8 protein-coding genes are annotated in these 14,392 nt (G+C 54.7%); 3 read left to right on the plus strand and 5 right to left on the minus strand.

Annotated features, from left to right (window positions below; translation table 11 throughout):
* Positions 1-72 precede the first annotated feature (72 nt).
* Entirely contained in the window at positions 73-1,539 is a 1,467-nt protein-coding gene (locus B2R17_RS07125; RefSeq protein ID WP_008663956.1) for a hypothetical protein, read from the minus strand.
* Between the two features lie 321 nt (positions 1,540-1,860).
* On the opposite strand from B2R17_RS07125, the gene B2R17_RS07130 reads away from it, so the two are divergent.
* Positions 1,861-4,608, plus strand: a complete 2,748-nt coding sequence (locus B2R17_RS07130; protein ID WP_286763413.1) for a hypothetical protein — start codon at positions 1,861-1,863, stop codon at positions 4,606-4,608.
* Between the two features lie 129 nt (positions 4,609-4,737).
* Here B2R17_RS07130 and B2R17_RS07135 read toward each other — a convergent pair whose 3' ends face one another.
* Both B2R17_RS07135 and B2R17_RS07140 read right to left on the minus strand, forming a co-directional pair.
* Positions 4,738-7,191, minus strand: a complete 2,454-nt coding sequence (locus B2R17_RS07135; protein ID WP_286763414.1) for a hybrid sensor histidine kinase/response regulator — start codon at positions 7,189-7,191, stop codon at positions 4,738-4,740.
* Between the two features lie 333 nt (positions 7,192-7,524).
* Positions 7,525-8,697, minus strand: a complete 1,173-nt coding sequence (locus tag B2R17_RS07140; RefSeq protein ID WP_286763415.1) for a hypothetical protein — start codon at positions 8,695-8,697, stop codon at positions 7,525-7,527.
* A 472-nt stretch (positions 8,698-9,169) separates the two neighbouring features.
* Here B2R17_RS07140 and B2R17_RS07145 point away from each other — a divergent pair, with 472 nt between their 5' ends.
* Positions 9,170-10,759 (plus strand): arylsulfatase, encoded by a 1,590-nt coding sequence (locus B2R17_RS07145; protein ID WP_339887144.1) that lies wholly within the window; start codon positions 9,170-9,172, stop codon positions 10,757-10,759.
* Positions 10,760-11,387: 628 nt separating this feature from the next.
* Here the strand turns inward: B2R17_RS07145 and B2R17_RS07150 are convergent.
* Positions 11,388-12,443: an NAD-dependent epimerase/dehydratase family protein gene (locus tag B2R17_RS07150; protein ID WP_286763417.1), complete on the minus strand. Its 1,056-nt coding sequence runs from the start codon at positions 12,441-12,443 to the stop codon at positions 11,388-11,390.
* Between the two features lie 174 nt (positions 12,444-12,617).
* Positions 12,618-12,887 (minus strand): hypothetical protein, encoded by a 270-nt coding sequence (locus B2R17_RS07155; RefSeq protein WP_286763418.1) that lies wholly within the window; start codon positions 12,885-12,887, stop codon positions 12,618-12,620.
* A gap of 186 nt (positions 12,888-13,073) precedes the next feature.
* Between B2R17_RS07155 and B2R17_RS07160 the strand changes: the two genes are divergently transcribed.
* Positions 13,074-13,880, plus strand: a complete 807-nt coding sequence (locus B2R17_RS07160) for a sensor histidine kinase (protein ID WP_286763419.1) — start codon at positions 13,074-13,076, stop codon at positions 13,878-13,880.
* The last annotated feature ends 512 nt before the right edge of the window (positions 13,881-14,392 follow it).

The raw sequence follows: 14,392 nt of genomic DNA on the forward strand, positions 1-14,392 counted from the left end.
TTGGACAAAAGTTAAGAACTGGGCAATCCAAACCCAAGATCTGGTTCAAGGCTGATCACCAATCCAAGTCAATCAGCGAACGGAAGTGAGCGATTCGCCGGGTTTGGCAATTGCCTCGTGAAACATCTGCAACTCTTTCTCGAGTTGCTGATTGCTTCGATACAGCTTGACCAGCTCTTGGCGTGTCTCTTTCACGACGCCTTCCAGCTTCGCGTTGTAAACCTCCAACGCTTTGCGTTCGATTTCGGTCTGCTCGAAGTCTTGCTCCAATTTCAGCTTCTCGCCTTGAGCCGCTGCTTTCATGTTCACCGTCGCATCGATTGCCCGCTGAAGCACTTCGTTTTCGTACGTCAATTCCTTGGTTCGCGTCTGAAGCTCTGCCAAACGCAATCGAATGCGTCGCAGAACAAAGCGATAATCGTTGAGCGGGCGGATGTAATAGGTGTCGATCAAACGAGCCACATCCGCGTCAATCAAGGCATCGGCCGCTTCTTCTTGAACGATCAGGATGTCGTCCTTGGAAAACTTGACTTTGCCGCTGTCCCCGTGCTGCAGACGACTGTCTACCGCACGTCCGCTACCGTCAAAGAAACCTCCGTCGAGAGCACCGCGTTGATCGGGGCTGTCGACCACGATCTCGTGGTTCTTCGTGAATTCGATTTTGACCCATTTGCTCAGCGGTTCGTCATCGGGAAGCGATCGAGTTCCATCGCGAAGGTATTCGGCCCGCGATTGTGCTGACATCGGATTGCTCAGCAAACGATTGACCAGCTCATCGTCGATTCGGCCGAACACGTTGTTGTCGTCTTCCACACTTCCTTCGGCAATGAATGGCTCGTGACCATCCAGCGGAAGCAATTCGTAAACCGACCAACTGACCGCTTGGCGACTCTCGATCGCTTGACGCTGCTGCGGCAACAAGGGAGCGGTCGGTTGCAATGTGACTTGATTGGGTGATGTCGCAGTCACGCGGTATTCACCGAGGTAGAAAACGGGGACAAGAACGTCCAAGTTCGGCTGCTGCCCTTCGGCGAAGCCATAAACGACCAAACCATCTGGAATCAGCGGCAACGGATCCGCATCAGCTTCGGCTTCTGCGTCCGGATCCTGAGGCAAACCGTCGACTGGCTCCTCTGGCTGGGGGTTCGTCAGAACGAGTTGCCCACCATTGTTGAAATTTGCGTTTGTCAGACGCAGGCCACGCCAACGCCGACCAGCTTCCGTCCCCAATTTGGCCAACTTTTGGGCCATCGGCAGGACGCCTTCACCGGACAATGGATCATTTGGATTGCCGTAACGAAGCTCCAATTGCTCCGCCTCCACGGACGCGAGCCGAGTCTCCAGATCCTCTTTGACCTTGTGCCATTCAGAGCGACTTTTAAGGGCTCCGGCAACGGGAAACACGAAAATCACGGCCAAAATCGTTGTGATGACGACCGGAGTGATCTGATACCACCGCCAGTGAGGTGCCGCTTTCCAGACCAAAATGGCCTGGGCGATCACGACGACAATCAGAACGAGAAGAAGTACGTACTGCATCAGAGCGATAGATAGAGAAGCGGCAGAACTACCAGACAGGGATCCTTGACGGGTTAGCTTAATCCAGTCCAACGCCGGCTTGGAGAATTTTCATCAAGTTTTCCGTTCCGGTCGTCCACAACGATCTCTTTGACCGACCGATCGGCATAACCGGAACATCCCTCACGACGGGGCGCCGATTGAAGCGGTTCGCGCGGTATGCACCGACTTGCCGGTCAAGCCGATCGCCCGCATCGTCCGAAATGATCCTGTGAACACGTCGGTACCGACCCAGAGGCGTGTACCGAACATCCAGGTCTCCGAAGGCGATCGATCGTGACCATGCGAAAAAAACTATCCATTTGGCTACTCACCGCATCCGTGCTTCTGCCCGCCACGATGGGGTGCAACCGCACACATTATCGCAAACAGGCTGACAACGAGGCCTACGCCTTGATGGACGAGAAAGCCTCGCACGTCTCGCGTCCGGTCAACGCACCGCTTCGGATCGAACTGGACCGACGCAGCCGAATGTTCAACCCATTTGACCTCGATTTCCAACCGATGCCGTTGGATGATCCCGCGTCGAGTCGGTACATGCAGTGCGTCGATGGCCGACGCGGCTATCCCATGTGGGAAGCCAATGGACTAACGAACACTGCCGAAAGTCCCGATTGGTGGCAATTCCTGCCGCTCAATGAAGACGGCATCCTGGAACTCAACTCCGAGAACGCGGTCAAAATCGCGTTGCTGCATTCGCCTGACTATCAACGTCAGATGGAACAGCTGTACTTGTCGGCTTTGGACGTCTCCAGCCAACGGTTCCAGTTCGACACCCAATACTTCGCAGGTGCCGGAGCATCGTTCACTCAAAACGACCAACGCTTTGGAGCATTCCGCGATTCTGACTCGACCACCAGCGTCGGAGGCGATGTGGCACTTCGCCGTCAATTCGCGACCGGAGCCAACTTGCTGGTCAATTTCGCCAACGAGGTTGTCTGGAACTTAAGCGGACCGGACACGCGAACAACATCGACGGTGCTGGACTTCACTTTGCTGCAACCACTGCTCAGAGGTGCCGGTCGTGATCGCATCATGGAATTGCTGACTTTGTCCGAGCGTCGACTGCTCGCCAACGTCCGAAACTTCGAACGGTTCCGTCGCGGCTTCTACCTCGACATCGTCACTGGCAGAAACAACGACAGCAGCGTCAGTCGATCGGGTGGTACATTCTCGGCCAACACCGGTGCCTTCACCGGATTTGATTCGGGATTCGCCAACCTGGGTGGTGGCGGAGGTGGTGGTGTGCCTCAAGCCGGCGGCTTCATCGGTCTGCTGCAAGACCAACTGCAAATCCGCAACTTGGAAGAGAACATTGCACGGCTGGGTGAGAACTTGGTCATTCTCGACAACACGTTGATTGAATTGTTGACGACGATTCCCGATGACCCCGAAGCGATCATTCGTCAACGATTGCAAATTGCACAAGCAAGATCCGCTTTGCTGAACTCACAAAGCTCGTTGGTTTCGCGACGCGTTGGCTATCAAAACTCAGTCGACTCGTTCCTGCGAGATCTCGGTTTGCCGCCCTACATCTGTGTCGAAATCAACGACCCGATGCTGGAACGATTCGAGTTGATCGACCGTACCCTTCGCAATCGTCGGGAACAGTTGATCGAAGTCCGATTGGCTGTCGGTCAAATTAACATCGGACTCCTCGAATCAAGCGAAAGCACTCTGAATCAGGAAACGGGTCTGCCCGAAACCAAGCTCGCATGGAACGACGAGACCATTCGCTTGATCGAACAACTTCGAGCCTCGGTCGAACCTCTTTCCCAGTTCACGGAAGAGCTGATCAACGAAGACTTGCCTCGAGTCGAAGACGACCTGAAGCAATTGGCCGAACTCATTCCCGAACGAAAGGACCAGACCGATTCATTGCTGGAACTTTACCGCGAAGAACAGGCGACCGTGTGTTCGCTGTTGGGAATCGAAACGGTTGATGAATCCATCTTCGACTTGGACCCAGTGATGGAACTCGGTGAGGAATTGGATGCCCAGTTCCGCGAAATCTCGAGCCGACTGGATGCTTACAAGGTTGCTGTGAAGCAACTCAACGATCGCATCGATGTCTTCCTCGCAACCGGTCCACAATCTGAAAACCGAGTTAAGATTGCCGCTCAAGTTCGTAGCGAAGTGATTCTCGCTAGCCAAGACTTGCTGGCCAATTTGGGTGAAGACGTTCTCGCATTGCAATTGATCCAAGCACGTGCTCGGGTGGAATCCTTGTTGTTACCCGAGGTGGAAATCAATCCCGCCGAAGCACTTCAAATTGCTCGCGTGAACCGTCGCGACTGGGCGAATGCTCGAGCCGCATTGGTGGACACTTATCGACGGATCGAATTCTTCGCAGACGATCTCGAGAGCGATTTGGACTTGGTGGTTTCCGGCGGAGTCAGTCGTGCGGCGGTAACGGACCTTCCCAACAACGACAACACTAGCCTTCGCATTGGACTTCGCTGGGATGCCCCGATCACTCGACTTCAAGAACGCAACACGTATCGCCAAGCCTTGATCGAATACGAACAAGCCAAACGGTCGTACTACAACTTTGAAGACAGCGTGTGGCAGGGCCTTCGCTCAAGCATCCGCCAGCTTCAAGCCAACCGAATCAACTTCGAACTGGGACGCCAATCGGTTCGCATCGCCGCGAACCAGTTGGAACTCAACGAAGACATTCGATCGTTCCGAGACGCTCGCGGTTTGAACAGCGGTCCCACCGCGGCTCGCGATACGATTTCGGCACTGGGTGACTTGCTGGACTCACAGAACTCGCTCTTGAACATCTTCGTCAACTTCGAAGTCGTTCGCCGCGGACTGGATCTCGACCTCGGCACGATGGAACTGACGCCCGATGGACTCTGGATCGATCCGGGCCCAATCGAGCCTGAATACTTGCTCGGTTTAGTCGGAACGTCCGAAGGTGGACTGATCGATTGCGGTGTCACGACATCGAACGCACTGTGCCCAACTCCTGATTGTGGCATGCCACTGAAGGAACAACCCAAGGCCCCAATCTTCGGCTTCTAAGATGGTGTCTGGTTTGCAAATCGGCAAGACAACAGCTTTCAAACAGGACTTCGGTTCGAACCAAAGCTTCGAGTTCGAAAGCAGGTCTCGGGTGGTTCGATTCGCAAGAAGTTCGGCTTCGCGAATCGGCTACTCGACGCCGGTGGGTTTTAACAAACCAGCGATCTTGCCAATCAACTTGGCGGAGTCAATTGGCTTGCTCATGTAGTCGTCACACCCGCAATCAAGGCAACGCTGGCGATCGCCATCCATCGCGTCCGCCGTCAACGCGATGATCGAACCGGTGAAGCCCAACGCTCGCAACTCTTGCGTCGCTTCGAAGCCGTCCAAGTTGGGCATCTGCATGTCCAAGATCACCACTTGCGGACAAGAATCAGACGACAATGTTTTGGAAATGTGGTCGACCGCCTGCTGGCCATCCTCGACCTCATGCACCGCCGCACCGGCACCGGTCAAAATTCTTTTCAACAGATAGCGGATGTCTCGCCGGTCATCTGCCACGAGCACCTGACAATCGAGCGATGGCGGAAGTTGGCGTTCATCTGAATCAGACGAGGATGACTCAGAGCGGGAAGCTTTCGAAACAACTGATCGAATTGATTCCTGGTCCAACGTCGTCGGTGATGTGCACTCGACCGAGCCAGCATTGATGCAGAACGAAAAACAACTGCCTTCGTTGACTCGGCTTCGAGCAGTGATTTCGCCACCCAGCATGGCAACCAAACGCTGGCTGATGACCAACCCCAGACCGGTCCCGCCGTACGTCCTCATGATCGATGGGTCACCTTGCGAAAACGGTTGAAACAGTTTCTTCATCCGTTCGTCGGAGATCCCAATGCCGGTATCAGCCACATCGAAATGGACTCGAGTCCTGCTATTGATTTGTTCCGACCGAACAGTGACACGCACATGCCCCGCCTCCGTGAACTTCACCGCGTTGCCGACAAGGTTGACCAAAATTTGCCGCAGACGTTTTGAGTCCGCTTGGATTTCGCGGGGTATCTCCCCGCAGTAGTCGACGCGAATCTCAAGATTCTTTTCCTCCGCACGAACCTGCATGATACTGAGCACGTCTTCAATCAACTGAATCAGATTCACCGACTCATCAAAGACTTCCATGCGGTCCGCTTCGATCTTTGACAGATCAAGAATGTCGTTGATCAGCCCCAGCAGAAACGCACCGTTGCGACGAATGGTTGCAACGTGCGAACGCGTGTCGTCATCAATCTGTTTTTGCGAGATCAGGTCGGCATAACCCAAGATCGAAGTCATCGGCGTCCGAATTTCATGCGACATATTCGCAAGGAATTGGCTCTTCGCCCGGTTGGCTTGCTCCGCAGCATCCGTCGCTTCTTTCAACGAGCGTTCAAACTCATACCGATCCGTCACATCAAAACCCGAAGCAACGACGTACAACGTTTCGCCTGATTCATCTCGCACCGGGACGAACGAAACATCCACCATTCGTGACGAGTCGTCCGCGGTTCGATAAGCGATGTCAAACCGAGACGTTTCGCCACGAATCGCCGCTCGGACTGACAACTTCACTTGTTCGACGACTTGATCATCATGTGACCACCAATAGGCTTCCCAAAACAGCCGCCCGATCACGTCTTCACGAGCCACGGATGCCGCATCGATGGCAGTTTGATTGACCTCCTGCAGAGTTCCATCAAGATCAACGATGCCAACAAAGCTGTTCATGTTGTCGATCACTCGATGAAGCCGCTTCTCACGCTCCTCCAGCTCTCGTTTGTGCAAACGCCGCGCGGTGACATCTCGCGAAACTGCAACGAACTGTTTGACCTCACCCGATTTGTGCCGGATGGGAGTCACGATCACATCCCACCACTTCGGAGTCCCCTTCGCTGTTGGGCATTCCGCTTCGAAACGTCCTTCACCTTTTTCACGAGCCTCTTCCAACGAGTTGCGAACCGTTGATTGCACCTGCTCCGGCCAATAGCTCCACCACGCCTGGTTTCGAAACGGCTCCAGATCATCGATCTCCATCAAGCACATTCCCTTGCCGTTCATCGACATCAGGTCGCCTGCTTCGCTCAGCACCTTCACGCAGTCGGGACTACTCTCCAAGATCGCTCGAGTGAATTCGTTTGATTCCCGCAGATCTGATTCACGACGTTTGCTGTCGGTGATATCCACCGCCACGATCATCACGCCAGTGACCTGTCCGTCCACGGAAAGCTGTGGGTCATAGCTAACTTGTCGGTAAGTCGTCGCACCATCGGCCATTGGCTCAGAAACCGATTGAGTCGACTGCTCGCCGCTAAACGCTCGATCCAAGTGCGGCTTCATCAAGCGGTAGCTGTCTTCGCCCACCATTTCGCGAATCGTGCTGCCATGCATTTCCGCTCGCGAGCGATGGAATTGCTCCGCGTAGACGGCGTTGACCGACACATAGCGTTCGTTTGTGTCAACAATCGCGATCGAGGGATTGAACGAGTGAGCCATGCCGAGTGAATTGCTGTGCAGCTCGCTGATCGTGCTGACTGGAATGTTGACTGAGATCAGAGCGAGAGTTTTGAAGGGCTCTCTTGAGACTGGTAAAAACGCTCGAGATTGCATCGATGGACCATCCGATGCTTGTTTGCCCCAATGCGTTCCCCACGTTGCGACCAACCCGCTGGACGCGCAGCCACCAATCAAATTGATAGCACTCGCCCAAAATAGAGATCACCCCCCCGATCAGGCAATCGCGAAAATCACTATCGTGGCCGGAAACGCAAGCAATCCGCGTGCGTATTCATTCTGCGCATATCGCTTGCAATTCAGTAAGGTTTCTGATTACCTCCAGTCGGTTTGCGAGGATGCCGTCGCGCAAAAAAAAGGCCGCGGACTGTCATCAAGAACAGTCCGCGGCCTGACGCATTTTCACGGTCGCGATGATGGTTGGAAACGCTATTTGGCGTTTTCGCCGTACAGCTTGGGATAGTCCTCGGCGACTTGCTCACGCAATTTCGGACGTGCCTTCAGTGCTGATTGGACCTTTCGAACCATTTTCGGTTTATCCATTCCGCCCAGCACATGATCCGTCGGCATGATCTCGCTATCCCAGCCGGCCAGCTCAGAAGGCCGGACGTTGTCTCGATACAACGCACCGGTGGTGAACGGTGTCGGAACGAACGATCCAACGATGCTCATGTCTAAATTGGCATTGATCTGATCTTCCATGCCGAGTGCCCACAAACATGCGTTTGCAAGACAGCGGCGGGTGTCTTCGTCAAGCAAATCCTCCGACGCACCGTAGGAGAAATAAGCCACACGAGCATCCTTCTTTTCGCCCGATGGCGCGACGTAGTGATCTCGAGTCCAACCGGCAGACACCTTGGGCTTGTCCGTGTTGACATCGTCACTTGGTTCAAACGTGTTCAGAACCTGAACCTCAACCAATGGAGTTGATCCGGTTGGCGGACGAGACGAATACGCACCGCTATAGCCGTGCATCGTTCCAACACCAGTCATGATCGGATGGTCGGTGGCCGATTCCACCGCGGTGATTCGACTGCTCGAACTGTGGTTGCCGCCGTAGTGACTTTGTCCACGCTCAGAGTGCCAAGTGTTGCCGAATATCTGTTCGCCCAAACCACCGAGGTAGTCTTCACCTTCGTAGTTGAAGTTGAGCTTCGCCCACTTTCCTTTTTGTCCGTTGAAACAGTGAGTGGACGTTCGAGCCCCGACGACTGGACCACCGCGTTCAAAGTAGTCCACCAACAGGTCGACTTGTTCGTCGGGTAGTTTCATGAATCGAGTGAAAAAGAACAGCAAGTCGGCGTCCTTCAAAGCTTCCATTCCGGGCACGGGTGAATCGCCCGCTTTGATCTCGCCGTCCTCATCGATTCCGAACAAGACGGTGCAGCGAAACCCATGGTGCTTTGCCAAAATTTTCGCAAGCAGCGGACATGTTTGTTCGGATCGGTACTCGTGATCGTTCGCGACGAACACGATGTGCTTGCCCTTACCGATTCCCTCGCCGCCTTCGTAAACCAGCGGAGCGTTTTCCGGCTCGGCGGCGAAGGTGGAAAGCGGAATGGCAACAACGGACAACAAAAACAGAGAAAGCCAAGTCTTCATAGATCAAAGGGAGTATCGAGGTGGGGTGGATGGAAGGTGGCGTCGCGATCGTTCACGCGAAAAGCGTGATGGGCAACTGACACGCGAGAAACTCGCGAGCGTCTTTGAATTTAATCCATCTTCATCTCGATCGCCTGACGATCCACGCCGCTTTCCGCAAAACGACCAAACATCAATTCCCGTGTCGCATTTCGATGGGTCTGTGCCGCACAAGTATCTCCCGCAAATTGTTGATTGCAGGGTTCTGGCGATCATTCCGAGTAGCGCATGCAACCAAACCGCGACCCGCCAAAAAGCAGTCCAGCGTCAGCCCGCCGACCAGTCGTTTCTATAGACCCAATCGTTCGATATTCGAGTCGAATCCAACTTCGACGACACAGCAACCATCGAACAACAGGTGCCCACATTCGCAGACGCGAGTACAATCGAACGTCTGATCCCCACCTCTCACCCTCCCCCAACCAACAGCATCATGCCGTTCAATCAAGCGAAACGATCCAATATTTCCCATGGTCGAGCACCAACTTTCCTGCTTCCACTTTTGCTCCTCTTTACGTGCGTTGCATCAACTTCGTCGGTGACGTCAGCGGCGGACAACGATCGACCTAACGTCGTCGTCGTGATGGCCGATGACCTCGGGTACGGCGACATCGGTTGCTACGGTGCCAAGGGTCTGGAAACTCCCAACATTGACCGCATGGCTTCCGAAGGTTGCCGTTTCACCAGCGGTTATTGCTCAGCATCGACCTGCACTCCGACCCGGTATTCGTTCCTCACTGGCACATACGCATTCCGTTTTCCCAATACCGGCATCGCTCCACCGAACAGCCCCGCGTTGATTCCCGCCGGAACCACGACAACGGCCAGCATTCTCCAAGACGCTGGCTACAAGACCGCAGTCATCGGCAAATGGCACCTTGGCTTGGGTGAAAAGAACGAAGGTCCAGACTGGAACGGCGACCTGAAACCCGGACCGTTGGAAATTGGCTTCGATCACTGCATCTTGCTGCCAACGACAAACGATCGCGTCCCGCAAGTTTACGTCAACGATCACAACGTCGAAAACTTGGACCCTGCGGATCCACTTTGGGTCGGCAACAAAAAGCCATCCGAAGATCATCCCACCGGGATCACCCACCGCGACACATTGAAAATGGATTGGTCACACGGTCACAACTCCACCATCCACAACGGCATCAGCCGCATTGGTTTCTACACGGGAGGCCATGCGGCTCGGTTCCGCGATGAAGACCTATCTGATCGCTGGGTTGCTGAATCCAAACGATGGATTGCTGAGAACAAAGACGAGCCGTTCTTTCTGTTCTTTGCTTCGCACGACTTGCACGTTCCTCGAGTCGTCCATGAGCGATTCCAAGGCAGCACCGAACTGGGACCACGCGGCGACGCGATCGCAGAACTGGATTGGTGCGTTGGCGAATTGATGAAGTCGCTTGAAGAGAACGGACTGACCGAGAAAACCATGTTGGTCTTCTGCAGCGACAACGGTCCTGTTTTGGACGATGGTTACAAAGACGATGCCAACGAAAAACTTGGTGACCACGATCCCAATGGCCCCTACCAAGGCGGCAAGTACACGGTTTACGAAGGCGGAACGCGAACACCATTCATCACTCGGATGCCGGGCACGATTCCAGTCGGTGTCAGCGACGAAATGGTTTGCACCATTGACTTTGCCGCCAGTCTCGCAGCCATGGTCGGACAAGAACTTCCGAATGACGCTTGTCTGGACAGCCAAAACGTGCTCGGGGCGTTGATGAATCAGTCCGGTGCCTCCGGTCGCAAACACTTGGTCCAACAAGACAACGGGAAAGTCGGCAACTACGGTTATCGCGTCGGCGATTGGAAACTCGTTCGTCACGACCAAAAGAAGTCTTACAACTTCGACCTGTCGATGACACGAAAACCGGTGCCCCGATTCGCACTCTACAACCTGGAATCAGATCCAGCCGAACAGAACGATCTGAGTGACAGCGAACCCGAACGAGCGAAGCAAATGCAACAGGAACTTCAAAAGCTTCTCGACGCCGGCCGCAGCCGCTAAGCAGCAACAGCCAGTTGCTTGAATCGTCAACGACGTATCAACGCATGTAGGATGGGCACTCTTGCCCGTCAAAGTGGTGAATATCACAGCCCCGCGGTTGTTGGATCACGCCGACACGCACAACCAGTCGCGGTTGCTCACCGCCCCGTACGATGGGCTTCCAAGCCCGTCGAAACGCAACCCCGACGCGTCTCGGCCTGTTGATTGAATCCTACCCCAAAGCGTTAGTTTTGAAGTTGCGTTTTTTCGTTGAATGGCCAACGGCCTTTCTCAACATAGCCAGCGGGCAACGCCCCTGGACCAGGAAAGCACACTCCCATCTTGGCCAACGGCCAAGTTCAATCCAAAACGTGTGGGTTGATGTTGGCCGTTGGCCAACCAATTTCCCTTCGTTCTCGATCCCAGGGGCGATGCCCCTGGCTTCGTTGAGGATGGCCGTTGGCCAACAAAACCCAATGCCAATGCGCAACGTCAAAAAGCGTTAGCGAGGGATCGCGTACCATTGCAACGAGCCTGTGAATCCCTCGATCACCCTTTGCACACCCGCAAAACCAATCAAAAAAGCCGCTCGCTGGAATCATCCGGTGAGCGGCTTTCTTTGTGGTTCTAACTCAATCGTCTTGGCAAATCAGGCCGTGGCGAGTTTCGACTCTTCACTCGCAATCATCTGACGCAGGATCTCGTCCAACGAAACGCGAATGTCCCAGTCCGGGTAGTCGCGTCGCAACTTGCCCAGGTCGCTGATGTAGCAAATGTGATCGCCTTTGCGATTGTCATCGCCCAACGTCCACTTCACTTTGTGGCCCGAAATGTCTTCGATCTTTTGAATGCATTCCAACACGCTGGCCGCGTTGTCGCGTCCACCGCCGATGTTGTAGACCTCGCCCGGACGGGGGTTCTTTGAGAATGCTTCGAACGCTTTGACCACGTCGCTGCATTCGATTTGGTCGCGAACTTGTTTGCCTTTGTATCCAAAGATCGTGTAAGGCTTGCCCGTCACAGCGACGTGAACGAGGTAGCTTAAGAAACCATGCAGTTCGACGCCGCTGTGGCTGGCCCCAGTCAAACATCCGCCACGAAAGATGCCCGTTTTCAGACCGAAGTACTTGCCGTACTCTTGCGCCAAGACATCCGCCGCGGTCTTCGACGCACCGAACAGTGAGTGCATGGTTTGGTCGATGCGGCATGATTCGCTGATGCCGTCGTAGTCTTCTTCGCGAGCGTATTCCCAGCGGGTTTCCAATTCGTCCAGAGGCAACTCGTTGGGTGCGTCACCGTAAACCTTGTTCGTGCTCATGTGGCAGAACACGGCTTCGGGTGCATGCTGACGAGTTCCCTCGAGCAGGTTCAATGTGCCGTTGGCATTGACTTCAAAATCCAGAAACGGAATCGCGGCCGCTTTGTCGTGGGAAGGTTGTGCCGCACAGTGAATCACCAAATCTGGTGGTTCGTTCTTGAACAGGTCCAGCACGCCTTCGCGATCGCGGATGTCCAGCGACACGGTTCGGAAGTTGTTCGTTTCCTGCTCCAGTCGCGATTGGTTCCACTTGGTGCTGCCATCCGGGCCGAAAAAGGTGGCGCGCATGTCGTTGTCGATGCCGATGACTTCGTCACCCAGGGCGTCCCAATGCCGCACCGCGGCCGAGCCGATTAGCCCACTGGAACCTGTCACAATCACACGCATAGCACGTCCAAACCTACCTAAAAACCAACATCAAAAGAAAACGGCCGTCCGATTGTAATTCGCAATCGAAACACCAAAACCGCCGCGAGTTTTTTTCACAAAAACGACAACGAGACGAAGGGATCCGCCCCGATGAAGACGGACAAGCGGTCGATGGAGGCTCTTTCCCCGGGCTCAAGCGGCCTGTTTCACGCTCTCCGGTGCTGCCGACGGCGCGTTGGGACGAATCATCCGAGTCATCTCAAGAATCTCCGCAATCGCGAGGGCCTGCTCGGCTGCCGTTTGGGTCAAATCTAGAAAGAGCACGCGTTTGCCGCGAATTTCGCACCAAGTGCAGCCAGCCCCCTCTAATGGTTCGCCGCGAATTTCAAAACCATTTTGGCGTGCGATGCGGGTCATCCGCTTCAAGCGTTCCAGCACGTTCTCGTCGTCAAACCGATTCATTTCGAGATCTCTGCACTCGCTGGAGACAGGCTTTTCGCTTGCGTGATTCAGGGCGAACAAGTGACCGGGGCAAACGAGCCGTGGAGGGTAAGGTTTGCGGGCCGGATAGCAGGGATTTATCAACCGTGTGGGTTGTTCCGATAGATCAAACAGCCACTCCCTTCCTGCTTGGATTCCAATTCAGCTATGTCGCAACAAGCTTCCACCGCCGCTTCGACTCACAACGCTCCTGAATCGCAAGCCAACGAGCTGACGGTGCTTCGGGAGCAAGTGAAGCGTCTGCAAGGGATGGCGACACTCGGCGAATTGACCGGCACCGCGACGCACGAATTCAACAACGTGCTGATGACGGTCATCAACTACGCCAAGTTGGGACTTCGCAACGAAGACAAAGCCAGCCGCGACAAAGCACTGACGAAGATCTTGGAAGCTTCCGAGCGAGCCGCACAAATCACCAACACGATTTTGGCCCAAGCTCGCAATCGCAGCGACACGATGGGACCGGTTGATCTAAGCGGCCTGGTTCGCGAAACGTTGGTGCTGATGCAACGCGAAATGCAGAAGTACCGAATCAGCATCGAAACCGACTTGGCGGAAACGGCCACCGTTCACGCCAGCGGCAATCAAATCCAACGCTTGCTGCTCAACCTGCTGACCAATTCGCGACAAGCGATCGGGGAATGTGGCACGTTGTGGATTCGAGTCACAACGTGCGAAACCGGAACGGACGGACCGGGCTACGTTGAACTGACCGTTCGCGATTCAGGCAAAGGCATCCCGGAAGACGTCTTGCCAAAGATCTTCGATCCGTACTTCTCAACCAAAGCCGGTCCCGACGAAACCGGCAAGGGCGGCACTGGATTGGGCTTGGCCGCCTGCAAAGACATCATCGACGAACACAAAGGACGCGTGCGAGTCGAAAGCTCGGTCGGTCGTGGCACCGCATTCATCATCCGCTTGCCAATCAGCGCGTCCCAACGAGCGGCTGCCTGAAGAGCATAGGTCAGGTTCCGAATAGCTTTTGAACGCGGACGGGCCGTCTCGCACCATGCGGCCATCTCGCACCGTGAATGAACCTTGTGATGGGGTGCCTCATTGCCGGGCACTTGGTCTGCGTGGGCAACGTCGCTGAAAGAGGGACCGGCGACATCCTCTGCGAGAGTACGGAACCGAGCTCTCACCGCATCGCTCGCGATCAGAGCAAAAGGGTGTCTTCATCGGTGCTCGTTAATTCTCAACGGGCCTGCTGCCCCCCTGCCTCGGGAATAAAGCGAGGTCATAATTGCGCATTTTACATGGTGCAATTCAAGCACCTTAGTAAGATGCATTCGCACCAGCATGAACATTTTGCAACCGGCCTAACATCGCTTTCGAGCCTTTGGCCATGGCAAATCTCAACATGCCCGAAAACTTTGCTGGTTGCGGTAGTTTTTGCCACGCACGGGTCGGTGTTTCGCAACGTCCCGATCAATCATTTGATTCTTACGCCTTTCTCAAAATGTTGT

This window comes from Rhodopirellula sp. UBA1907, assembly GCF_002337565.1.
Classification (GTDB): Bacteria; Planctomycetota; Planctomycetia; order Pirellulales; family Pirellulaceae; genus Rhodopirellula; species Rhodopirellula europaea.